Here is a 21,700-nt window from a genome sequence, read left to right as displayed (position 1 = left end):
CCGGACCTTCTTCCTCAACAAGCGCAGCGGAAGCCGGTGTCCGCGCGGCAGGGCGCGTCCGGCGGGAGGGGGACCTCGTCACGCAGGCGGCCGGCGGGCGTGTCGAAGGCACCGCCCCGCAGCACGGGTCGGCCTGCCCCGTCGACGCAGATCTCCCACGCGTTGCCCAGCAGGTCGCTCAGCCCGTACGGGTTCGGCGCGAGGTCGTCGACGTCCGACAGCCCACCCTGCGCGGTGCCGCGGAAGCAGACCCTGCCGGACCGGACGTCCTCGGCGGCCCAGTCGCCGTCGCGCCCGGCGGCTGCCGCGCGCTCCCACTCCTCGGCACGGGGCAGTCGCAGCGGCCGGGAGAGGCGGCGCCCCGCCCATGCCGCGTACGCGGCGGCGGCGTCCGGGGTGACCGCCACGACGGGGTGGCGCTCCTGGTCCGGGGCGACGTCGAGGCCGTCCCAGTACCGCAGGTAGTCCCGCGCGGCGGGGTCCCGTCGCACGGCCTCGGGATGCCAGCGCTCGTTGCCGGCGTCGAGCAGGAAAGCGTGGAATTGGCCATTGGTGACCAGGTGACGGCTCAGGTGGAACTGCGGTTTCCCCGAGGGCGGCACAGGCACCAGGTCCGGAAGCACACCGGGGCGCACCGGCGGAGCGGTCTTCGGCCGGCCGACCCGGGGGTCGCGCGGCTTCCGAACGGGCCGGGACGAGGGTCGCGCGACGGGCACGGGCCGGGACCGCGCGATGGGCACGATGCCGCTGCCGCGCCACTGCTCGTCGGCGAACGGCACCGCCGGGTCTTCGGCGGCGAGGTCGCAGATGTGCCGTGCGACGTCGTGCGCGGTGATGAAACCGTCATGGTCGGTGTCCAGCCCGGCGTGGCCCAAGGCCGCTACGAATGCAGCGGTGAACGGGCTCAGCTCGTCGGGACCCGGTGCGTCGGGCACGAGCGGGTTGCCGGAGCGCCGGGTCGCGGCCAGCACGTACTGCCGGTCGCCGTAGGCGGCGGTGAAGCGGTCGGCGTAGCAGCAGTCCAGCACGATGACCTTGAGCATCGCCGGCGAGTTGAACGCGATCTTGCGCAGCTGCTCACCGGTGACCCTGGGCGTGCTGAGCGACTTGCCGCTGTCGGTATCGCGCGCGCAGAGGTAGAAGTCGCCGTGCACGTCGACCCTGCCGTGGCCGCTGTAGTAGAGGAGCAGGCAGTCGTCAGGCTGGGCCTCGGTGAAGAACCGGTCAACGCCGTCGAGCACCGCTTGCGCAGCCGAGTCCTTGAGAGGCGGTTCGCAGTGGAACAACCCCGTGCCCGGGACCGACAGGGCCTCGCACACCGCATCGACGTCGTTCAGCGGGCCGTTCAGGCGACCGAGCCGGTGGGGATCCTCCGGGAAGTGGGCGTTGCCGACCGCCAAAGCCTTGAAAGCGGTCGACCTGAAGTCATCGGACGTCATCCCGGCGCTCGACTTCCGCCCCGGACTCCAGTTCGGAGCGGAGCAGCTCCAGACTCGCCTCGACCCCGCGCTCGCCAATGCCCTCCAGCACGATCTCGCGCCCGTCCCGCTCGATCCTCAACGACACCTTGCGCCCGGCGTCCACCTTCGCCCACTCCCGGATCACCCAGGCCGCCGACCGGATGACCTGCGCGGAGGCCAGCACGAGGGCGGAGACCTCCACCAACCCCTTGCTGCCGGCCGGGTCGGGCGGCGGCTCCGACAGGTCGGGCTCCACGCGCAGGACCACGCCCTCGTCGTCATCACCGGCCGCCGCGACCCCGCGCAACTGCTCGACGAGATCGTCCACCTGCCTCAGCCACGCCGGGTGATGGGCGGCGTACCTGCTGCTGGTCACGCGCAGCACCCCGACGACCGACTCCGCCAACTCTCCTCCTTATTGCGGACGAGAAAGCTTCCCCGAATTGAGCATATCAATAGCGGATCACCGCGAAGGAAAAGTCGAGCAAGCCGCACATTCCTTTTCGAAAGGAATTACGATCACCCGCGGAACGTGGATCGAGGTTGCCAATCCCCGTGCGGTGCGGGGTGCCGGAACCCCGCCCCGGGACGCCGAGCTGCGGCGATCGTGCCCCTGGGCTTCCGGGGCATGATCGTCGGGCGCGGTGCTACGGCACGAGGCCGCCACGTGGTGGCGTTGATCGAGCGGACGGCACGGGAGAGCACCGGCCGGACCACGTGGGGGATCAGCTCGGCAGACTGCGGAAACGCGTGGTGATGTCCACGGGGACCGGGTGGGTCACCACGTCGTCCCGGGTGCTCGCATCGACCAACAGGATCAGGCTCCCGGGCAGGCACGGCGTGAGGTCGGGGAACGTCATGACGTAGGTGACGAGGCTCTGGTTGGGAAACCACGGCCCGCGGCCGGGAATCGTGATGCGGCAGGTCTCCCCCGGCCGCGTGTCCGGGATCGGCAGCACGGGCGGCGTGAACGCCAGACTGGACGTGACGGGTGGCCCCAACCTGGTGAGCAGCCGTTGGCGCCACGGCACCGTGCCGCTGTTGCGCAACGTCGCGACCAGCACGAATGGCTCCCCGCGCACCAGCGCGACGCCCAGCGCGCTCTCCTGCTCCACCACTGTGACAGCGTCGCCCTCAACCGGTCGCCAGTCGTCTCGCGGTGGCATCGCGAGGAGGTCGCGCGCTCCGGCGAGCAGCGCGTCGAGGTCCGCGCCGTGCTCACGCGCGAGCTGCCGGAACAGCGGCCACCTGGGGTTCCCCGGCAGCCGGCAGGTCAGCTCGTGCAACCGCCGCCTGTGGTCGGTGGCCGCGATCACCGGTTCCGGTCCGCTGAGCAGGCGTCGCCACCGCGTGCGCAGGACCGGGTCGAGCGCGTCGTCGGCCGCGCACGTCTCCGCGATGGCGCGCAGGAGGCGCTCCGGTACCGGACTGCCCTGCTCGTGCCTGCTCAGCCGCTGACGGGTCAACGTCGGCCCGGAGCGGTCCTGCAGGTGTCGTGCGAACCCGGCGAGCGAGAGCCCGAGTCCCCTGCGGGTGTCGACGAGGAGCGAGGCGTGCTCGGTCATGTGGTCCGCCAAGGTGTTCCGCAGCCGGCGTACTGCTCGGGCAGCACGACGAGGGTCATGATCGCCCCGATCAGCGTGCTCGGGTAGCAGTAGACCCCGTTGGGCCAGCCGAGCCGCAGGCACAACCGGTAGGTGCCGGGGTGGTGCGGCGCGCGGATCGGCACCGCGATGTCGACCTCACCGCCCGGTGGCGCGTCCGGCACCGGCACGAACGGCGGTGTGCGCAGGCCCGCGTCCCCGCCCCCCGCGCGGTAGAGCACCTTGTGCTTCCACGGCCGAACACCGGTGTTGCGCAGCCGCCACCACCCCAGGACGAACGTTCCGGGCAGCACCACGACCCCCTCGGGCAGGTCGCGTTCCGGGTTGACCACGTTCCCGCAGCGGTCCTCGTGGTCCGGCAGCCAGTCCGTCGCCGAGGTGGGGGCGCTCGGGTAGCGGCGGATCGCCGCGCTCATGTCCCGCACCGCCACGCGCATGGTCTCGGGGCCGTCGAGGAACATCGCGACCTCGGCGTCGAACCCGTCCGGGCCGATCTGCGCCAACCGGGCGTAGGCGGGAGCGCGCGGCGGGTCCGCGGACTGGTCGGCCTGCAGCGACACCGCCCACCGGTACATGTCCACGAGGTAGCCATCAGCCAGGAACGCGACGTCGTAGGCGTGCACCAGCCAGGCGGGGACTTGACTCCCGCGCAGCTGTTCACGCCGGTACGCGGTGACCGACCGCAGCCAGGCGGGCACCGGGGCCTTGGTGGTGTTGCCGGTCTCGATGCCGGACACGTACCGCACCGTGACCGGGTGCGGCAGCGACGAAGTGCCCCCGGCCTGCCGGGAACGAGCGGACTCCGGGTACAGCTCGGCGATCGTGGCGTTGAGCACCTCCACCGCGTCCTCCAGCCGCTCGCACCCGGCAGCCGACCGCAGCTGCCTCATCGCCGCGGACAGCTCCTTCATCACGACCATGTGCGTGGACGCGACGGCTCTGGGTCTACCCCGGCTGCCAGGACTCATCGGCACCGTCCCCGTGTGGTTACGTTCGCGCGGAAAAATACCCGCACCGCACGCTGTGGGGCATGAGCACACGACCGGATGTCACCGTCCTCTCCGTCGGCACGGCTTGGTACTCGCAGACCGGCGGGATCGACATGCTCAACCAGAGGTTCTGCACCGCGCTGGCCCGGGCGGGGCTGCAGGTGTTCTGCCGGGTCCCCCCGGCGACGCACCGGGAAATCGCGGAGGCCGAGCGCCAGGGCGTCGTACTCGTGCCCGCGGCTCCCGGCCCCCGGGACTTCTCCCTCGCCCGACGCCCGCACCTCCCCGACGGGGTCGTGCCGGACCTCGTCATCGGCCACGGCAGGTTCACCGGGCTGGTGGCCCGCGGCATCACCGAGGACTACTTCCCCACCGCGAGAAGGCTGCACTTCCTCCACGTCTCGCCGGACGAGATCGAGTGGCACAAGGACCGACGCGGCGAAGACGCGGGCGACCGCGCCGAACGCAGGACCGCGCTTGAACTCGACCTGGCCGCGACCGCGGATCGCGCGGTCGCCATCGGGCCCGTGCTGCACGAGAGGTACCTGACCGAGCTGTCCGCGTTCGACGTTCCGCCTCCCCTGCTGTTCGTGCCCGGCTTCGACGGCGGTCCCGCGGTGCGGCGCACACCACCGCCGGGCTCACCGGTGAGGATCTTGCTGTCAGGAAGGACCGAGGATTCCTCGCTCAAGGGGCTCGACCTCGCCGCACGAGCCGTGGGGCTGGTGGCGCGGCGCCGCGGGGCCGGCACGACCGGGTTGGAATTCGTGGTTCGCGGAGCACGTCCCGGCACTTCGGCGGCGGTGCGGTCCAAGTTGCTCCGGTGGGCCGGCTACCCGGGGCTGAACGTCGTCGTGCGCCCGTACACCAGCGATGGGGCGCGACTGACGGCCGCCCAGCGAACCGCGAGCCTCACGCTGATGCCGTCACGCACCGAGGGGTTCGGCTTGGCCGGTGCGGAAGCGATCACCGCGGGCACGCCGGTCCTGGTCAGCAGCACCAGTGGTCTCGGCCTGCTGATCCGCGAGGAACTCGGGGCGGACGGGGCGCGGCCGTTCGTCGTGGCGATGTCCGGTGACGACGCCGAGGACGCCGATGCCTGGGCACGCGCCATCGAAGCCGTGCTCGACGACCGCGTCGCGGCATTCGCCCGCGCCCACGTACTGCGGGAACACCTCGCGAGCCGCTACTCGTGGGACTCGGCGGTCGCCTCGCTGTTGGGGCAACTCGGTGTTCAGCAGCCCGAAGAGGCAACCCCTTGACCAACCGACGTGCCGCAGACTCAACCCGCGGCAGCTCCACGTCGACCGCTACGCAGGCCAGGGCCGCAGGGCCGACTTCGGCGTCGCGGTGGTCGAGGTGGCGCGGCCACATCCGTCCCTCCTGCCCGGAATTGAAATCCGCACACATCGGACACGCTGTCGGCCTGGCACGGGAGAACAACCCATTTCCCTCGGGGTTCGAATTTCCGGAAACACCGGCACGTGAATTTCCCCCGCACCCCGGAGCCTTTGAGCACCCCGTAGCAGTTCGGCGTCGGACCGACCGCGGCGAGGTCGTCGCTTCCGCGCACCCGGCGCATTGTCCGCTGCCGATCCGGGGAAGTTCCGGGATCGGCCTTGTGCCCCCTGCGGTAACCCGGTACCCCCTGTAACGGGGAAGGGCGGGGGAGGATCGGTGGCGGTGACGTTCGGACTGCTCGGGGAGATCCAGGCGCACGTGGGGGGAGAGGCGGTCGATCTCGGACACGCCAGGCAGCGGTGCGTGCTCGCGACGCTCCTGGTGGACGCGAACCAACCGCAGCCGCTCGATCTGCTGATCGAACGGGTCTGGGGCGAGCACCCGCCACGACAGGCTCGTACCACCCTCTACGGCTACCTCTACCGGCTCAGACAGGCATTCTCCGACGTACCGGGCGTGCGCATCGACCGGCGCCCGGCGGTTACCTGTTGCCCGTCGACGAGAACGCGGTCGATCTGCACAGGTTCCGGCTGCTGATGAGGCAGTCGCACAACGAGGACCACGACGAGCGGGACCTGGTACTGGTGGACGAGGCGCTGAGCCTGTGGCGCGGTCCGGCGCTCAGCGGTGCGGACGGCGCGTGGGCGGAAGCGATGCGGCGCTCGCTGGAACGGGAACGATGGACCGCGCTGCTGCACCGCAACGACGTCGCCCTGCGTCTCGGCCACCACGAGGCGTTGGTCGCCGAGGTGGCCGTGCTGGTCGACGAGAACCCGTTGGACGAACGCCTCGCCGGACAGTTCGTCCTGGCCCTCTACCGGTGCGGCCGGCAGGCGGACGCCCTGAGGCACTACCAGGTCGTCCAACGCCGACTCGCGGAGGAACTGGGGGTCGACCCCGGCCCACAACTGCGCGAGTTGCACCAACGCATCCTCACCACCGATCCCACCCTCACCCCGCCGGGAACCGACGCCACCACGGCCGCGGGCCGGCCGCCGGCGGTGCCCCGGCAACTGCCCGCACCACCCCGGTGCTTCACCGGCCGCGCCGAACACCTGGCCGACTTGGACGCCGCCCTGGGCCACCGGGGCACCGCGGTGATCTCCGCCATCGGCGGTGCGGGAGGCATCGGCAAGACCTGGCTGGCCCTGACCTGGGCCTACCGGCACCTCGACCGGTTCCCCGACGGGCAACTGTTCGTCGACCTGCGTGGGTTCAGCCCGGAGGGCACACCGACCGACCCGGCGGTGGCGGTGCGCGGTTTCCTCGACGCCCTCGGCGTCGCCCCCGACCGCATCCCGGTCGACCCCGAGTCACGCAGCGCCCTGTACCGCAGCCTGGTCTCCGGGAAGCGCATGCTGATCGTCCTGGACAACGCCGCCACCACCGACCAGGTCGTACCGCTGCTGCCCGGCGGCGACTCGTGCACCGTGCTGGTCACCAGCCGCCACCGCCTGCACGGGCTGACCGCCCGGCACGGCGCACACCCGCTATCCCTCGGGGTGCTCACCGACGCCGAGTCCCGCGCCCTGCTCATCGCCACCCTCGGCCCGGACCACGTCGCCAACGACGATCACGCGACCGCCGAGCTGATCGCGCTGTGCGGCGGGTTCCCGCTCGCGCTCGGCCTGGTCGCCGCACGCACCCAGTTCAGCCCACCCTTGAGCGAGGTGGTCGCCGAGCTGCGCGAGTCGGGCCTGGACGCCCTCGACGCCGACGACCCCACCGCCAGCCTGCCCACCGTGCTGTCCTGGTCCCTGCGCCACCTCACCGAACGACAACGCACCGCCTTCGCACTGCTCGGGATCGCCCCCGGCCCCGACATCGGCCTCCCCGCCGCCACCAACCTCACCGGCCTACCGGAACGGGAAACGCGCGCCGTGTTGCGGGCACTGGCCGACAGCGCCCTGATCGACCCACATCCCGGCGGTCGCTACGCCCTGCACGACCTCGTCCGCGCCTACGCCGCCACCCTCGCCCAGAGCCTCCCCGAACCGGCGAGGGTCTCAGCGTTGCAGCGAGTGGTGGATTTCTACCTGCACACCGCCCACACCGCCGACCGCCTCCTGGCTCCCCACCGCACGCCCCTCCAGCTCGACCCCCGCGCACCCGGCACCCACATCGACCCGTTACCCGATCGACCGGCGGCGATGGCGTGGTTCGACAACGAGCACGCCAACCTGCTGGCCGCCCTGCACACCGCCACCACCCGGCACTGGCACCACACCGCGTGGCAACTGGCCTGGGCGCTGAACACCTTCCAGTACCGGCGGGGATACCTCCAAGACCAGCTCGTCGTGTGGCGGGTCGCGCTGGACGCCGCCACGCACTCGTCCGATTCCGCCGTCCGCACCACCACCCACCGTCTCCTCGGCATCGCTTACGCCGACCTCGGACGCCACGAGGAGGCGATCGAGCACCTGTACCAAGCCCTCGATCTGGCCGGCCACCACCTCGACCAGGTCCTCATCCACCTGACCCTCTCGTGGGCATGGGCGCAGCGCGGGGACGACCAGCGGGCCTTGAGCCACGCCAACCACTCCCTGGACCTCGTCCGTGCCCTCGACCAGCCCAGGTGGGAGGCCCGCGCCCTCAACGCGGTCGGCTGGTACTCCGCCAGGCTGGGCGTCCACGACACAGCTCGCACCCACTGCCGGGCCGCCCTCGCCTTGCACCGACAGCACCACGACCACGACGGCGAGGCGACCGCACTGGACAGCCTCGGTTACATCGACCACCACACCGGACGCCACCGCTCCGCCATCCGCCACTACCGCCGAGCCCTGGACCTGTACCGCACCCTCGACCACACCCCTCGGATGGCCGACACCTTGGACAACCTCGGCCACCCTTACGCCGCCCTCGGACAACACGACCACGCCTGCGAGGTGTGGCGAGAAGCGCGGGAGCTGTACCGGGAGCAGGGACGCGAGGCCGACGCCGAGCGGGTGCAACGGCAACTCGACGCACTCGGCGAACCCTGAACTGCGCGAACACCCGTCGCATGCCGCCTTCTGCGGGTCACCGGCACGTTCTCCCCTGCCTGGCGCCCCAGCCGCACCTGCCCAAGTCCTGGCTCGCCGACCGGGAACGGTGCCGGGAGGCAGCGGTGACGACACCGTGGGGTTCTCGACCAAGCCCGTGCTGTCCCGCGCGATGCCTTCCGGCCCTCGGCGCGCCGCAAGTCGCTCGCACGGCGCGTCCGGCCAGGGCGGCATGGTGGTGCCGCCGTCCAACAGCACGAGCGGACCGGCATCGCGGCCGAAGGTCTTCACGGCGAGTTCGACGACCACGCGGTGCACACCGGCATCGGCTGGAACCGGCTCGTGGACCACATCGTCCCGGCCGGCCGGTGGTACACCGAGCCGGACGTCCGCGCCGGCGGGTGGGTGTTCTTCGACGGTCGCCTGGGCCACCAGCCCACCGGCACCGCCCCGCCTGCGAAATCTGCCCCGATGTTGCCCTCGCGGTCCTCGCCACGACGGGGGCGGCCGGAAGACCATCGGGGACGACCGCGACGCCGAGGTGGGGGGCGGACTTCGTGCACGACCACGACGAGAAGCGCGAACGGGACCGGGACGCCGCGGTGCTGCACCTCGACGAACGCCCCCGCGACCTGCCCTCCCCGCACGACCTCGCGTCGCCGCGGGAGGCTCTGGCGCTGCAACGCCTGGTCGGCAACGCCGCGACGAGCCGGTTGATCACCGGCCGGGCCGGTGCCGGCGGTGCCACCGTCCAGCGCGCCACGGCGGGGGAGGCGATGGACCTCGACGAGTCGGACTACGAGGACGACGGCTTCCTCGCGGCCGTCGACTCCCTCGAACAGCAGAAGTACGACGAGATCGTCCAGGGCGTCTACCGGGAACTCGCCGGCAGGAGCGACTGGCAGGTCAACTGGACGGCCGACCGGCCGGGCCGCCGGAAGCGCTTCACCGCGCGCAAGTTGGACGCCTCGGGCCGGACGCCCGCCGTCCGGCCCCACGCGATGGAGGGGCAGGAACGGTCCCTCACCTGGCTCGCCGGCGTCGTCAAGGGCTTCCTGGAGGCCGGCGGGAAGAACCCGGTGGAGGTGCAGTGCGCCGTCCACGGCGGGGAGTTCCTGATCGCCTGCAACGACGTCGCCGCCAACACCGCCCTCGGGCAGGCGTTCGCGCGGCAGGGCAACGACCTCCGGGGGTACCTGAAGGCGCTCGCCCGCGGGTTCGGGTCGGAACTGCGCAGGGGCGGGGCGCCGACGAGACCGTCGGACGACCCGGCCACGAGGTCCGCCGAACACGCGCGGTTGACCGCGCACAGCGCGAAGGCCGAGAGCGCCCTGGGCGACGAGGGCGAACAGTACGGCGACGTGCTGACCGCGATCGCCACGAAGGTCAGGGTCCCCGACGACGCGACGCCGGAGGTCCACGCGGAACAGCGCATCATGACCCTCACCGGCGGCGTGCCACCGACGATGATCGGCGGCACGCGGAGACCGTGCCTCACCTGCTACCTCGGTCTCCACCCGGAGGGGACGACCGCCACGCGGCCCGGCCACCTCTACTCCGTGGAGCTGATGAAGAACGTCGACGTGTTCCGGGAGACCGCCGAATCGGTACTGCGGAACCTGTTCGGGAAGATGGAGCGGGCGGGCGTCACGGCCACGTACCGGACCGCCGTCCCGGGCCACCACGGACCCCACGGGGGTACCGAGCGGTACGGCAGCGAGTCCGAACGGGAATGACGGTCACCGCCACCCGCGGGGTCGGGCCACGTCGGCGTCGGCACGCGCGGCGGGCCCCCGCAAGTGCACGTCGCAGGCCCCCGACCCGGCGATCTCGGCCGCCGCCCCCTGGTACTGCACCGTCTTCGGCGGCCAGTACACCCAGGACTGGCTGCGCTCCGCGCTCATGCCCCAGAGCCTGGTAGGACGACCACACCGCTACGGCCACCGAACACGTAGATCAGCGCCACGTGCCGGACCAAAGTGGACCGCGAGCGTAAATCTGCCACCAGGGCGTCCCATCGGCACGTCAAGCCGTGACGTCGATCAAAATCTTGCCGACAGCACCGCCTTCCACCGCTCGGTGCGCGTCGGCGGTGCGGTCGAGCGGGAACCTCGACAGCGGCAGGCCGTGCTCCTCGCCGACGGGCAGGGCGCCGTCGGCGACGGCGGCGGTGACGTCCTCGACGGCCGCGGCGAGCACCCGCGGTCCCGCGGTGTAGAGCACCAGGAACTGCAGGCGGGCGTTGAGCACCATGTTCCGCCGCACGTCGAGGTCGACCGGTCTGCCGCCGTCGTTGGCGTAGGTGGAGATCGTGCCGCGGGGGCGGAGGACGGCGAGGTCGAGTTCGAGGTTCGCGCCGAGGGCGACCTCGGTGATGACGTCGACGCCGTCCGGGGCGATGTCGCGGATCGCGCCGGCCGGGTCGCCTTCGCGGTAGTTGACGACGTGGTGGGCACCGGCCGCGCCGGCCAGCCGGGCCTTCTCCGGCCCGCTGACCGTGCTGATCACGGTGGCACCGGCCCACCGGGCGAGCTGGATCACCGCGTGCCCGACCGCACCGGCGCCGCCCGCGGCGAGCACCACCCTGTCCCTGAGCGCACCCGGTCGCAGGCGGCGGGGCCCGTCCTCGGCGACGGTGAGCGCGCGGTGCGCGGTGAGGGCGGGGACGCCGAGCGCGGCGCCGACGTCGAGACCGGCCCCGTCCGGCAGCGGCACGGCGCGCTCGGCGGGCACGACGGTGAACTCGGCCGCGGTGCCGGTCGGCCTGCCGGCCGCGGCCATGAACAGCCACACCCGCCGGCCGACGCGGCCGGGGTCGACCCCGGCACCGACCGCGTCGACCGTGCCCGCACCGTCGTGGTGGGGGGTGATCTCGGGGAAGTTCCCGGCGCGGGCGACGCCGGAGCGGGCCTGCACGTCGGTGGGGTTCACGCCCGACACGGCGACGCGGACACGGACCTCACCCGGACCGGGTGACGGCAGGTCGCGGTCGACGAGTTCGAGGACTTCGGGACCGCCGTTGCGGCGGTGGATGACGGCCTTCACGGCGGTGTCCTCACCGTCCCTCATCCGAGGGGGACTTCGCTGGAGCGGGATTCGACGGCATCGAGGGTGGCGAGCGTCCCGGCGTCGAAGGTGATCCCGCCGACCGCCATGTTGGCCTCCAGGTGGGCGGCGTCGGCGGTGCCGGGGATGAGCAGCACGTTCGGCGCGTGGTGCAGCAGCCACGCGAGGCCGACCTGGGCGGGCGTGACCCCCAGGGACTCGGCGACGGCGCGCACCGCGGGTTCGTCGGTCACCTTGGGCAGGCCCGGGAAGGTGCCGCCGAGCGGGAAGTAGGGCACCCAGGCGATGCCCTCGGCCAGGCACAGCCGCAGCAGGTCCTCGTCGTCGCGGGAGACCAGGCTGTAGGCGTTCTGCACGCAGGCGATGCCGGCGGGCAGGGCCCGGCGCAGCACGTCGGGGCTCACGCTGCTCAGACCGATCGCGCCGATCTTGCCCTCGTCGCGCAGGGCGGTCATCACCGCGAGCTGGTCGTCGACGTCGACCACCTGGTCGCCCTCCGGCCGCAGACCGGGGCCGGCGTCGAGGCGCCGGAGGTTCACCACGTCGAGGCGATCCGTGCCCAGGCTGCGCAGGTTGTCCTCCACGCTGGCCCGCAGCTGCTCGGGGCGCTGCGCCAACCGCAATGGCGGCGACCCGCCGGGGTTGGGGTCGGCGCCGACCTTGCTGACGACCAGGACGCCGTCCTCGCCGCGCAGCGCCTCGCGGATCACCTCGTTGACGAACCCGGAGCCGTAGAACTCGGCGGTGTCGACGTGGTCCACGCCCAGCTCGACCGCGCGCCGCAGCAGCGCCACGGCCTCTTCACGTCGGTCGTGCAGGCGTTCGAGCTGCATCGCGCCGTAGCCCACCCGGTGGACGGCGCGGCCGTTGAACGAAGCGGTCGGGGGAATCACGAGGTGGTCTCCTCGGCAGGTGGTCGCAAGGCGGTCTGGAGCAGTTCGGCGAGGTAGAGGGCGATCACCCGGTGTGCGATCGGCGCGGCCCGCTCCCGAGCGGCGGCCGGATCGCCGCCCTCGGCCCTGACCAGCCACGCCGTCACGCAGTCGTGCACCATCAGGCGCAACCGGCCGATCATGTCCGTGACGATGCGGCCGATCACCGGATCGGTCGTGGCCTCGGCCCAGATCTGCACGCCGAACCTGGCCTCGACCGGGTTGACGGCGGAGGTCATGCGGGCGAGCAGTTCGTCCGGGTCGGGCGGGTCCTCGGCCCGGGCGTACTCGCCCAGGACCTCGGCGCGCTTGGCCAGCGTGGCCCGGGCGGCGGCCTGGACCAGCTCGGCCTTGCTGCGGTAGTGCGCGTAGATCGATCCGGTCGACAGACCCGACTCGGCCGTGATGTCGGCGATCGACGTCCGCTCCAGGCCGCTGCGCCCGAAGCAGCGCACCGCCGCCTCGGTGATCTGCGCACGTCGGAGCTCCTTGCGCGCGTCGGTGAGCCGCGGCACCCGCACCTCCTGCAAAAAGAACGGTGATTCTGCTTGCTCGAACACTAGCAGAACCGCGGCTCTGTTTGCCTCCGGTGCCGGAGCCGACGGGCAGGAGCCGGCGAGGGGGCGGGAGGCCGTTCCCGGGAGGTCACCGCAGCGCGGTGAAGAACGTCCGGATGTCGTCCGCCACGACCTCCGGGACCTCCAGTGCGGCGAAGTGGCCGCCCTTCTCGAAACGGCTCCAGTGCACGATGTTGGAGTTGTCCCGTTCCGCGAACACCTTGACGGTCTGGAAATCGTCGGCGAACACGGCCACGCCGGTCGGGGCGGCGTTCACCGGGGCGGGCCCGTCGGCGGGGGCGGCCGCGTTGTCGAAGTAGGACCGGGCCATGCCCGCGGCGGCGTTCGCGAACCAGTTGACGGACACCTCGGTGAGGATGGTCTCCAGCGGCACCAGGGACGTGCCGTTGCCGAAGGAGTTGAACAGCTCGCTGTAGGCGAGCATCCCGATCGGCGAGTCGCTGAGCCCGGCCGCGACCGTCTGCGGCCTGCTGGCGTTCATGGTGTTGTAGCCGCCGACCTTCTGGAACCACCGCATGTGCTCCAGAGCGGCGTGGTCCCGCGGTTCGAGTCGTTCGAACTCCGCGGGGTCGCCCGACGGGAAGGAGAACAGTTGGAGCACGTGCAACCCCAGGAAGCCCTCCGGGGCGAGGACGCCGAGTTCGCGGGCGACCATCGCGCCGTGGTCGGAGCCGTGGACGCCGTAGCGCCGGTAGCCGAGCCCGCGCATGAGGGTGTCGTAGGCGCGGGCCACGCGGGCGGTGGTCCAGCCCGGTTCGGTGACCGGGTTGGAGAAGCCGAAGCCGGGTGCGTCCGGCACGACGACGTGGAACGCGTCCTCGGCGCGCCCGCCGTGGGCGACGGGGTCGGTGAGCCTGCCGATCACGTCGAGGTAGTCGACCGACGAGCCGGGGTAGGTGTGCGCGAGCAGCAGCGGCGTCGCGCCCTCGTGCGGCGACTCCGCGTGGATGAAGTGGATCGGCTGGTCGTCGATCTCGGTGACGAAGTGCGGGTGGGCGTTGATGCGCCCCTCGGCGGCGCGCCAGTCGAACGCGCGCCACGCCGCCACGGCCTCGCGCAGGTAGTGGTTGGGGGTGCCGTGCTCCCAGGTGTCGCCCGGCGCCGGCTGCGGCAGGCGGGTGCGGTCGAGGCGACCGGTCAGGTCGTCCAGCTCGGCCTGCGTGACCTCGATGCGGAAGGGGCGGATCTCCGTGTTCGTCATGGCACAGACGCTAGAGTGCATATAGGAAAGGAACGTTCCTATAAGACGGAGGGTGTCGTAGTGACCGCGGACACATCGGCACGGCTCCTCGCGCTCCTGGCGCTGTTCCAGTCGCGCCCGTCGTGGAGCGGCACCGAGCTCGCCGACCGGCTGGGCGTCACGACCCGCACCGTCCGCAACGACGTGGAGCGCCTCCGCACGCTCGACTACCCCGTCGAGGCCACCCGCGGCGCGACGGGCGGCTACCGGCTCGGCGCGGGCGGCAAGCTCCCCCCGCTGCTCCTGGACGACGAGGAGGCGGTGGCCGTGGCGATCGGGTTGCGCGCCGGCCGCGGCATCGCCGGGATCGGGACCGCCAGCGCCCGCGCGCTGGCCAAGCTCGAACAGGTCCTGCCGACACGCCTGCGGCCGACGGTGGAGGCGCTGGCCTCGGTCGTGGAGCACGCGCCGGAGAACACCGACACCGACGCCCCGGACCCCGAGGTCGACCCCGCCGTGCTGCGCACCATCGCGACCGCGATCCACGACGTCGAGTGGTTCCGCTTCGACTACCGCGACACCGCGCTGCTCGTCGAGCCCTACCGCCTGCTCGCCTGGAAGCGGCGCTGGTACCTGGTGGCCCGCGACCCGTCCAGCGGCGAGTGGGACGTCTACCGGGCGGACTGGATCACGCCACGCACGCGCACCCACCGCCGGTTCGCCCCCACCGCACTGCCCGACGAGGACTACACGAGCTTCACCATGCACCGTGTCGCGTCCAGCGGCTGGCGGGTGCACGCACGCCTGCGGGTCGACGCGCCGGCCCAGGCCGTCCTCGACCGGATCCACCCGGCCGTCGGCGTGGTCGAGACGGTCACCGACACCACCTCGGTCCTCGTCACCGGCGCCGACTCGCTGGACACGATCGCCGCCTACATCGGCATGCTGGGCATGGACTTCACCGTCGAGTCGCCCAGCGAGCTCAGGCCGCTGCTGCGCACCCTCGCGGAGCGCTACGCCCGCGCCTGACCACCGGAACCACGCCCGGAAAGCCTCCTATGCAGCGGGAAACCCCATCGACCCGCAACCGCCGGCTACACCTGCTCGCTGTCGACCGTGGTCGCGGCCTGGCTGCCGGGCTGCCGGCGGTCCTCGACCGCAATCGCGCACTTGCCGGCCAGCGCGACACCGGTACCGATCGCCGTGACCACCGGGGCGGCCAGCACCGCGACCAACCCCAGGGCCACCGGCACCTCCAGCACCACGTCTTCCTTGCTGTCACGCACGACCACACGGCGGTTGACGCCCTCGCTGACCAGCCCGCGAACGGCGTGGACCACGGCGTCGACAGCGGTACTGACGGACTCGGGCCTGGACTCGCTCATGACTCTCCTCGAACAGCGGATCGTTGTTGACGCCTTCAGCCTGCCCGCGATCGGGCACCCTGCCATCAGGGGTCTCCCTGACCCCCACCTGATTCCTCCCCTGACACCGCTCACCGCCCCCACCCCGGCACACGCCTCCACGCCCCGGCGTCCACCCACCTCCCGTCACGGCTGGTGGGTCAGCGCCGCGCAGTCGGCCTCGTCGGGCAGCAGAGGTCTCACCTGCACCCGATAAGCCACCCCGCGGCTCGTCCACGTCGTGTCGGAGCGGATCTCGTGGACTTGGGCCGCGTCGTAGACCGCACAACGCCCACCATTGAGGGCAACCCCTTCGGCCAGCGGTTCCAGTGGCCATTCCGGTCCCTCCGCCGCGCCTGACGAGGTGCCCGCGACGACAGCGACGCGTTCTGGCGCATAGGGCTGGTGGGGCGAGGACAGGTCCCGCTCCGGATCCACCACCACCGCCCGCGTGACCTCACCCGCCTCTCCCGGGCTTTCCCGGTCGGGTGCGGTGATCCGGGTGACCGACCGGCCGCCGTCGAAGCCGAACACGACCTCCAGCACCGGTGCGTCGGGGGCCTGCTCGTCGAACGTCCGCGCCGTCTCCAGCCCGGCGGACCGGGCGCGGTCGTAAATCCGGTCGAACTCCTCCCGCGTCAGGTGGTGCTCAACGGGCACGTCACCGTCGGCCCTGATCAGCGTGCGGTCGCCGTAGAGCACGAACTCCGGGAACGTCACGGTCCCCGGCCGCAGCGGTCCGCCCCCGATCACCTCCACGCGCAGCGCGACGGTCTTCCCGGACGGTGGCGCGGGCGTGGACTGGCAGGCGGCGAGGACGACCGCCGCCGCGGCGAGGACGAGTCTCACGGTCACAGGACGGGCAGGGCGCACGATGTGGTTGCACCTCCGGGAGGTGCCGGCCGGGGATGCGGTCCCGGCCGGCACCGGCGGGATCAGCCGCGGCTGAGCGTGTAGACGCCCGCACCGCCGCGATTGACCAGCACGACCCCGTAGCAGCCCGAGGACGTGGCGGTGTGCGTCAGCGTTTCCGGCAGGCCCGGTCCCTGCCCGGTGGCCTGCGCCACGGCCGACGCGCGGCCCTGCACGAAGGTCGAGGGCTGGTCCGGGTTGGAGGCCAGCAGGAACAGCTCCGCGTCCTGGCCGCCGTCCGACGGGGTGGCGGTCACCGTGATCTGCTGGTCCGGCGTGACACCGCAGACGTCGCGCACCGCGACGACGTCGCCCGCGCCCATGGTGATCTGCGTGCTGGAGGCGGCCGGCAGCTGGCTCGCGCCCTGGGCCAGCTGGATCTGGTAGTCACCGTGCCCGGACACGGCCCTGACCTGCGGGTAGTAGTCGCCCAGCGGCCTGCGGTTGGAGTCGACGGCGACGAAGTTCACCACATCCGGCCCGAGCGTGCTCGACGCGAGCTGCTGCCTGAGGTCCCGGTCGTCGAACACCGACAGGTCGTACCGCGCGCCCGCCGGTGGCCGCACCGCCACCGCCGACCAGAACACGGTCGTGGTCCGGAACTGGTAGTTGTGCGGGGTCAGCGGCTCCGGCCTGGTCAACGCCTGGTTGTCGGCCAGCGGGTTGCGGTAGCCGTAGTCGATCGTGTTCTGGAACAGGCTGCCCTGCGGACCGTCGGACACGTCGAACTGGTCCTGGCCGCGCTGGGTCCAGTACTCGTTGAACGAGGCGGACCGGTGGTTGAGGAACGTCTCCCACAGCCGGTTCGGCGCTCCTTCGCCGTAGGCGTCCCAGTACGGCTCGACCGCCCGGTCCGCCAGGTCGACCAGCGCCCCCGCGACCCGACCTTCGACCGCGTCCCCGTTGTCCCAGTCCGCCGTGCCCCACGTCGGGGTTTCCAGCGGTACCTCGAAGCCCGGCCCGCCGATGTAGCGCGGATCGTCGTACACCGCCGCCTGGTACCAGTCGGCGAAGCCCTCCGTCCACGCACAGCCCTGGGAGGACGCGCGGTTGAGGTAGTGCGGGCTGCAGTTGTCGGCGCGCGGGAAGTTGTCCTCGTAGACCTCGTCCATCACCGCGTGACCCAGTTCGTGCACCACGACGGACCGGAAGTTCGGGTCGTCGGCCCGCAGGTACACCCGCTTCTCGCCGGTCCGGTAGAACGGGCCCTGGGTCGACGTGGGCGTCCACCGGAACTGCACGACCCGGCAGTTGGTGTGCCGGGCGTCCCAGCAGTCGCCGGGGGTCCAGTTCTTGGCGTCGTTGACCTCGTCGAACGCGTGCAGCGCGCGCATGAGGTTGTTGTCGGCCGGGTTGAGCGCGCCCAGGTCCACCGTCGCGCCGTTGCCGATGTTGTCGATGTCGCGGCTGACGAACGCGTACGGGTCGTTGTTGTTGTTCACCACCGACCACTTGCCGTTCTCGGCGAGGAACCGGACGTAGACGTCGGAACCGGCCGCCGAGGTCGAGCACACCCGGTACGCGCCGTTCTCGTCGGTGATGTCCGAGGTGAGCAACTGGGGACCGACGAACGTGCGCCGCCACAGCTGCACCTGGAAGTTCGCCGACGGGTGCCACTGGGCGTTCTGGTCCTGGTACTGCCACGAGCCCCGCACGCAGGTCAACGCCTGCGCCTGCGGGTCGGTCGGCAGCCCGGTGGGCTTCGCCAGCCCCTCCCCGCCGACCGACCGGTGCGGCAGGCGCGGCGTGGCCCGCGTGACCGTCGCGGAGGCCGGTGTGGCCGTGACCTCGTTGACCTCCGCTTCGCGGTACCCCTGGAACGATTCGCCCGACGTCCGCCCCACCGTGGCGACCAGGTTCCCGGAAGCGGTGTCGAGCTGGCTGTGCGTCGCCCCCACCACGGCCGCGCGGATGGGCGCCGCGCCGGTGGCCACGGCCGTCACGGTCGCGTCCAGCCGCACCGCCAGGCCGCCGGTGAGCTTCAGCGTGCCCGAAGCCCGTTCCACGACGCCACCGGTTTCCGGTGGCGCACCGGTGATCCGCGACGTGGTGAACCCCTCGGGCACGCGCTCCCACCTCAGCGTGGCGGGCAGGTCGACGATCACCTCCGCCTCACCGATCCCGGCCTGCGCGGCGACCTCGATGCCGATCGCAGCCGTGCCGCCGATTCGGGGCACCTCGGGCAGGTCGATGCCGACGCGCACGCAACGCGTGTGCTCCCCCTCGACGAACGTGCAGTTCTCGCCCTGCTTCGGTTGTTCCGCACCCACGGCCGCGGTGGCCATCGCAGGCGCCAGCACCACGGCCAACGCGGCCGCGATCGGTAAAACTGATCTGCACAACAACGCAAGCCCCCCTGACGAAGACGACAATCGGGGCATGGTGTCGCTTCGACGACGCACATGGCTGCGCGAAGAGAAAACAGCCGCAGCACGGTTGTGTCGCTCCACCCCCCGGCTTGAGCGTTCACCGCGAAAGAGAACGTCGCAGCGGTCACAGGCTAGCGCGCGAGTCAACCCCGCTCTCGGGTTCGACGAATTCCGCGCCGAGAGGAATTCGATCCGCATTGGACAGGACCAGCGCAGTCCGCGGGCCGGCGGCACAGCCCACCGAGCGCTCTCCTCCAGCGACCGAACCCGAAACCCCCGAGCGGGTGATCCGCCGCCTGCCGGCCGAGCTGGACGCCGTGGCGGCCAACGCCGCGGTCGGGGACCACGGCCCGCTCGGCGCGATCACCGAGGAGGAGGACGACCGCACCACCTCGATCAACCCCAAGGGCACGATCTCCACCGTCCAGAAGGCGCTGCCGCTGCTGACGGCCGGCGCCTCGGTGGTGCTGCTCTCCTCCAGCGCGGCCCTGCGCGCCGTCCCCCGCCTGGAGTTCTACGCCGCCACTAAGCTTGCCGTTCAAGCTGTTCGGCGGGGTTTGGTGCCCTTCTTGTGGTGGGTTGGTCGGGTGTGTGCCTGGCCGGTGGCCAGGATGAGTCCGACGTCGAAGCGTTGCGCGACAATGCGATTCTTCGACCCGACGGGTCGTCCCGGGCCGGGCCGAACAGGTTTCGGTGCCGCTGCTGGGCGGGCGATCTTCGTGTGGAGGTTGCGGAACCCGCGCCGGACGCGGGCCGGGGTGAGCCTGGCGGGTTCGGCGGGTCGTTCCCAGGGGTGGCGCAGGTCGGCGACCAGTGGACGGGCCAGGCGTAGTTGGGTGTGGGCGGCGAGGATCAGTCAGGTCCAGCGGTCGGCGGCGTCGGGGTCGCGCAACCGTGGCCGGGTCCAGCCGAGGGTCTGCTTGAGCATGCGGAAGGTGTGCTCGATGTCGAAGCGCCGCAGGAACATCTGCCACCAGCAGTCGACCCGCGCCGCGTCGGCGTCGACGGCCGAGCACCACAACCAGACCGGTTTGTTCACCCCGCCGCTGGGCAGCCGTTCCACTGTCAGCCGGATGACGGTGCCCTCGATGATCGGCAGCGGTGCGGTGTGGTCGATCCAGGCGGCTCGGCGGGTCAGGCGTGGGTGCAGCCGGTTCCATGCCTGTGCGGTGGCGGTGCCGACCCGGGGTGGGGTCGGCCGGCACAGCACCCGGTCCGACCGCATCCGCCCCAGCACCCGCACCGGCAGATCGGCCAACAGATACGCGATGCGGGGCGCGTCGTAGCCCGCGTCGAGCACCACCATGATCTCCGGATCGCCCTGCCGCCACTGGCCTGCGGCGACCAGCCGTTCGAGCACCCCGCGCAGCTGGGCGACGGTCACCGCGGCGACGTCCGCGCCGGGCGGCAACCGAACCGCGTCCAGCAACGCCGTCCACGACGTGCCGCCGGCCTCCAGCGCGGCCACGAACGAGTACGGCCATCCCGGGATCATGCGGTGCTCGTTGCGGCCGCGACCGTAGGTGTGGCAGAAGGAGCGGTCCGGGCAGGTGTTGCCGTCCGGACGCAGCCACGGCGAGACGTCGTACAGCCCGCCGTGCCCGCGCCGGTGCTCCGGTGTCAGTGACAGGCCGACCAGGGTGCGCACCGGTCCGTCGGCACACAGCACGGCGTCGGCCAGCTCGAACAGCCCGTCCGCCCGGCGGGTCAGGCAACCGTGGAACTCACGCCGGAACCCGGACAACGCCCCGAGTGCCGGTCCGGATTCGAGATGGTGCACACTGATCACGCAGCCCTTTGGTCGCTCATCCTTCTGTCGCAAGAGTGATGATCAACCAAGGGCTGCTTCCATGATCAACCGGGGTGCACACCACCCGTCCGGGACCTTAAACGGCAAGCTAAAAAGTCAAGCTTAAAGTTGGTCCGAACAGGTGAACATCGGGGCAGCGCGGTTTTTCTCTGCGTAGTGGACGTGACTGGAGCGTCTATCCAGTAGACGACCCGGTGGCACCCGAAGTGGTGACGATCATCTGCCGGTGTCGACCAGGCGAGGAGGAGTCATGAGCAGGTGGAGAGGTTCGCGGATCGCAGCGGCCGTGGTGGCGGCGTTGATCCCCGTGTGCATGGTCGTGGCGGCGCCCTCGGCCGGCGCCGCCCAGGGGTGCAGCAGTACTCCGACGTTCTGCGCGTGGGAGCGGCCCTCCATGGAGGGCGACGTCATCAACGTGGTGGACCCGGAGGTCAGTTCTCCCCTCGCTCCTGTGCTGGGCGAGCGCGTCTGCTACGACCTGCACAAGCCGCGCCAGTCCACGGTGAACGACACGGGCTACCAGGCCGTCATGTACGCAAACTCGAACTGCGGCGGACTGATCGTCTCAACCCTGCTCCCCGGAGAACGCCTGCTCCAGACGCTCCCGTTCCAGAGCGTGCTGTTCCTGCCGCTCTGACAGGTCCGTGGGACGACCGGCGTCCCGCAACGGGAATCCCGACACTTCCGGGATTCCGCCGAGTAATCGCTGATGTACGAGGAGGCTGTGATGTCCGTTCAGCAAGAGGTCTTGCCCGAGGCCACCGTGGAGGAGCAGTTCGTGCTCGAAGCTCTGATGGCAGAGCCCGAGGCCGGTGTCAGCGACGCACCCCGGTACGTCGAGTTGCCGAATGCGCTCCTCGCGCTCCTGATCTCCCCTGAGCTGCCGAAGAGGAAGTGACCCGGTCCGGTGCGCCGGACCTGCTCGGCACTGGCTGAGGAAAGGAGCTGCTCC

General features: G+C 71.6%; 20 protein-coding genes and 1 pseudogene. 8 read left to right on the top strand and 13 right to left on the bottom strand.

The features are described 5' to 3' along the window. Positions 1-14 precede the first annotated feature (14 nt). The 4 genes from EKG83_RS15755 to EKG83_RS15740 form a co-directional block, all read right to left on the bottom strand. Positions 15-1,439, bottom strand: coding sequence for an SUMF1/EgtB/PvdO family nonheme iron enzyme (locus tag EKG83_RS15755; protein ID WP_084716412.1), 1,425 nt, complete (start codon positions 1,437-1,439; stop codon positions 15-17). After that, positions 1,426-1,866 carry a hypothetical protein gene (locus EKG83_RS15750; RefSeq protein ID WP_033431258.1) on the bottom strand — a complete coding sequence of 147 codons (441 nt, stop codon included), beginning with the start codon at positions 1,864-1,866 and terminating at the stop codon, positions 1,426-1,428. The genes EKG83_RS15755 and EKG83_RS15750 overlap by 14 nt, the downstream gene beginning before the upstream one ends. Positions 1,867-2,185: 319 nt before the next feature. Continuing rightward, positions 2,186-3,025 (bottom strand): hypothetical protein, encoded by an 840-nt coding sequence (locus EKG83_RS15745; RefSeq protein ID WP_153278148.1) that lies wholly within the window; start codon positions 3,023-3,025, stop codon positions 2,186-2,188. Continuing rightward, complete coding sequence (locus EKG83_RS15740; RefSeq protein WP_228122876.1) at positions 3,022-3,975, bottom strand: NBR1-Ig-like domain-containing protein; 954 nt, start codon at positions 3,973-3,975, stop codon at positions 3,022-3,024. Before EKG83_RS15740 ends, EKG83_RS15745 begins: the two co-directional genes overlap by 4 nt. A 119-nt stretch (positions 3,976-4,094) precedes the next feature. On the opposite strand from EKG83_RS15740, the gene EKG83_RS15735 reads away from it, so the two are divergent. The 4 genes from EKG83_RS15735 (at position 4,095) to EKG83_RS15725 (ending at position 10,234) form a co-directional block, all read left to right on the top strand. Beyond that, positions 4,095-5,315, top strand: a complete 1,221-nt coding sequence (locus EKG83_RS15735) for a glycosyltransferase family 4 protein (RefSeq protein ID WP_051765847.1) — start codon at positions 4,095-4,097, stop codon at positions 5,313-5,315. 415 nt (positions 5,316-5,730) lie between these two features. Further along, positions 5,731-6,051 (top strand): AfsR/SARP family transcriptional regulator, encoded by a 321-nt coding sequence (locus EKG83_RS49400; protein WP_322746674.1) that lies wholly within the window; start codon positions 5,731-5,733, stop codon positions 6,049-6,051. Beyond that, complete coding sequence (locus EKG83_RS15730) at positions 6,051-8,498, top strand: ATP-binding protein (RefSeq protein ID WP_322746673.1); 2,448 nt, start codon at positions 6,051-6,053, stop codon at positions 8,496-8,498. The genes EKG83_RS49400 and EKG83_RS15730 overlap by 1 nt, the downstream gene beginning before the upstream one ends. A gap of 557 nt (positions 8,499-9,055) precedes the next feature. Beyond that, entirely contained in the window at positions 9,056-10,234 is a 1,179-nt protein-coding gene (locus EKG83_RS15725; RefSeq protein WP_033431260.1) for a hypothetical protein, read from the top strand. Positions 10,235-10,237: 3 nt separating this feature from the next. On the opposite strand, the gene EKG83_RS15720 is transcribed toward EKG83_RS15725, so the two are convergent. From EKG83_RS15720 to EKG83_RS15700, 5 genes are all read right to left on the bottom strand, one after another. Then, entirely contained in the window at positions 10,238-10,402 is a 165-nt protein-coding gene (locus tag EKG83_RS15720; RefSeq protein ID WP_153278146.1) for a hypothetical protein, read from the bottom strand. 121 nt (positions 10,403-10,523) lie between these two features. Further along, the gene (locus EKG83_RS15715) at positions 10,524-11,543 is read right to left on the bottom strand and encodes an NADPH:quinone reductase (RefSeq protein WP_033431294.1); all 1,020 of its coding nucleotides are present in this window, start codon (positions 11,541-11,543) and stop codon (positions 10,524-10,526) included. A 20-nt stretch (positions 11,544-11,563) separates the two neighbouring features. Next, positions 11,564-12,454, bottom strand: a complete 891-nt coding sequence (locus tag EKG83_RS15710) for an aldo/keto reductase (protein ID WP_033431295.1) — start codon at positions 12,452-12,454, stop codon at positions 11,564-11,566. Next, positions 12,454-13,011: a TetR/AcrR family transcriptional regulator gene (locus tag EKG83_RS15705; protein ID WP_170191841.1), complete on the bottom strand. Its 558-nt coding sequence runs from the start codon at positions 13,009-13,011 to the stop codon at positions 12,454-12,456. The genes EKG83_RS15710 and EKG83_RS15705 overlap by 1 nt, the downstream gene beginning before the upstream one ends. A 130-nt stretch (positions 13,012-13,141) precedes the next feature. After that, positions 13,142-14,275, bottom strand: a complete 1,134-nt coding sequence (locus EKG83_RS15700) for an epoxide hydrolase family protein (RefSeq protein WP_033431261.1) — start codon at positions 14,273-14,275, stop codon at positions 13,142-13,144. Between the two features lie 60 nt (positions 14,276-14,335). Between EKG83_RS15700 and EKG83_RS15695 the strand changes: the two genes are divergently transcribed. After that, a complete protein-coding gene (locus tag EKG83_RS15695) occupies positions 14,336-15,283 on the top strand; it encodes a helix-turn-helix transcriptional regulator (RefSeq protein WP_033431262.1) in 948 nt (315 codons plus the stop codon). A gap of 65 nt (positions 15,284-15,348) precedes the next feature. Here the strand turns inward: EKG83_RS15695 and EKG83_RS15690 are convergent, their stop codons facing one another. From EKG83_RS15690 to EKG83_RS15680, 3 genes are all read right to left on the bottom strand, one after another. Further along, the gene (locus EKG83_RS15690; protein WP_051765851.1) at positions 15,349-15,639 is read right to left on the bottom strand and encodes a DUF4342 domain-containing protein; all 291 of its coding nucleotides are present in this window, start codon (positions 15,637-15,639) and stop codon (positions 15,349-15,351) included. A gap of 165 nt (positions 15,640-15,804) precedes the next feature. Further along, entirely contained in the window at positions 15,805-16,506 is a 702-nt protein-coding gene (locus tag EKG83_RS15685) for a hypothetical protein (protein ID WP_153278145.1), read from the bottom strand. 86 nt (positions 16,507-16,592) lie between these two features. Continuing rightward, on the bottom strand, positions 16,593-18,869 hold the full coding sequence (locus EKG83_RS15680) for a hypothetical protein (RefSeq protein WP_228122628.1): 2,277 nt from the start codon (positions 18,867-18,869) through the stop codon (positions 16,593-16,595). Between the two features lie 353 nt (positions 18,870-19,222). Here EKG83_RS15680 and EKG83_RS49620 point away from each other — a divergent pair. Further along, positions 19,223-19,435: pseudogene (locus EKG83_RS49620) on the top strand (SDR family oxidoreductase); the annotation flags it as partial. A 359-nt stretch (positions 19,436-19,794) separates the two neighbouring features. Here the strand turns inward: EKG83_RS49620 and EKG83_RS47795 are convergent. Beyond that, on the bottom strand, positions 19,795-20,682 hold the full coding sequence (locus EKG83_RS47795) for a transposase (RefSeq protein ID WP_228122627.1): 888 nt from the start codon (positions 20,680-20,682) through the stop codon (positions 19,795-19,797). A gap of 316 nt (positions 20,683-20,998) precedes the next feature. Here EKG83_RS47795 and EKG83_RS15665 point away from each other — a divergent pair, with 316 nt between their 5' ends. Then, the gene (locus tag EKG83_RS15665; RefSeq protein ID WP_033431265.1) at positions 20,999-21,385 is read left to right on the top strand and encodes a peptidase inhibitor family I36 protein; all 387 of its coding nucleotides are present in this window, start codon (positions 20,999-21,001) and stop codon (positions 21,383-21,385) included. A gap of 72 nt (positions 21,386-21,457) precedes the next feature. After that, complete coding sequence (locus tag EKG83_RS15660; RefSeq protein ID WP_033431266.1) at positions 21,458-21,646, top strand: hypothetical protein; 189 nt, start codon at positions 21,458-21,460, stop codon at positions 21,644-21,646. Positions 21,647-21,700 lie beyond the last annotated feature (54 nt).

The organism is Saccharothrix syringae (assembly GCF_009498035.1).
Taxonomy (GTDB): Bacteria; Actinomycetota; Actinomycetes; order Mycobacteriales; family Pseudonocardiaceae; genus Actinosynnema; species Actinosynnema syringae.
The sequence above is the reverse complement of the archived record's forward strand: the minus strand, read 5'-3'. Positions and strand labels throughout refer to the sequence as shown.

Excerpts from the sequence above, each read along its gene's own strand:
- EKG83_RS15755 (WP_084716412.1), bottom strand. The coding sequence starts at position 1,439 with ATGACGTCCGATGACTTCAGGTCGACCGCTTTCAAGGCTTTGGCGGTC.
- EKG83_RS15745 (WP_153278148.1), bottom strand. The coding sequence starts at position 3,025 with ATGACCGAGCACGCCTCGCTCCTCGTCGACACCCGCAGGGGACTCGGG.
- EKG83_RS15740 (WP_228122876.1), bottom strand. The coding sequence starts at position 3,975 with ATGAAGGAGCTGTCCGCGGCGATGAGGCAGCTGCGGTCGGCTGCCGGG.
- EKG83_RS15720 (WP_153278146.1), bottom strand. The coding sequence starts at position 10,402 with ATGAGCGCGGAGCGCAGCCAGTCCTGGGTGTACTGGCCGCCGAAGACG.
- EKG83_RS15690 (WP_051765851.1), bottom strand. The coding sequence starts at position 15,639 with ATGAGCGAGTCCAGGCCCGAGTCCGTCAGTACCGCTGTCGACGCCGTG.
- EKG83_RS15665 (WP_033431265.1), top strand. The coding sequence starts at position 20,999 with ATGAGCAGGTGGAGAGGTTCGCGGATCGCAGCGGCCGTGGTGGCGGCG.
- EKG83_RS15735 (WP_051765847.1), top strand. The coding sequence starts at position 4,095 with ATGAGCACACGACCGGATGTCACCGTCCTCTCCGTCGGCACGGCTTGG.
- EKG83_RS15730 (WP_322746673.1), top strand. The coding sequence starts at position 6,051 with ATGAGGCAGTCGCACAACGAGGACCACGACGAGCGGGACCTGGTACTG.
- EKG83_RS15660 (WP_033431266.1), top strand. The coding sequence starts at position 21,458 with ATGTACGAGGAGGCTGTGATGTCCGTTCAGCAAGAGGTCTTGCCCGAG.
- EKG83_RS15700 (WP_033431261.1), bottom strand. The coding sequence starts at position 14,275 with ATGACGAACACGGAGATCCGCCCCTTCCGCATCGAGGTCACGCAGGCC.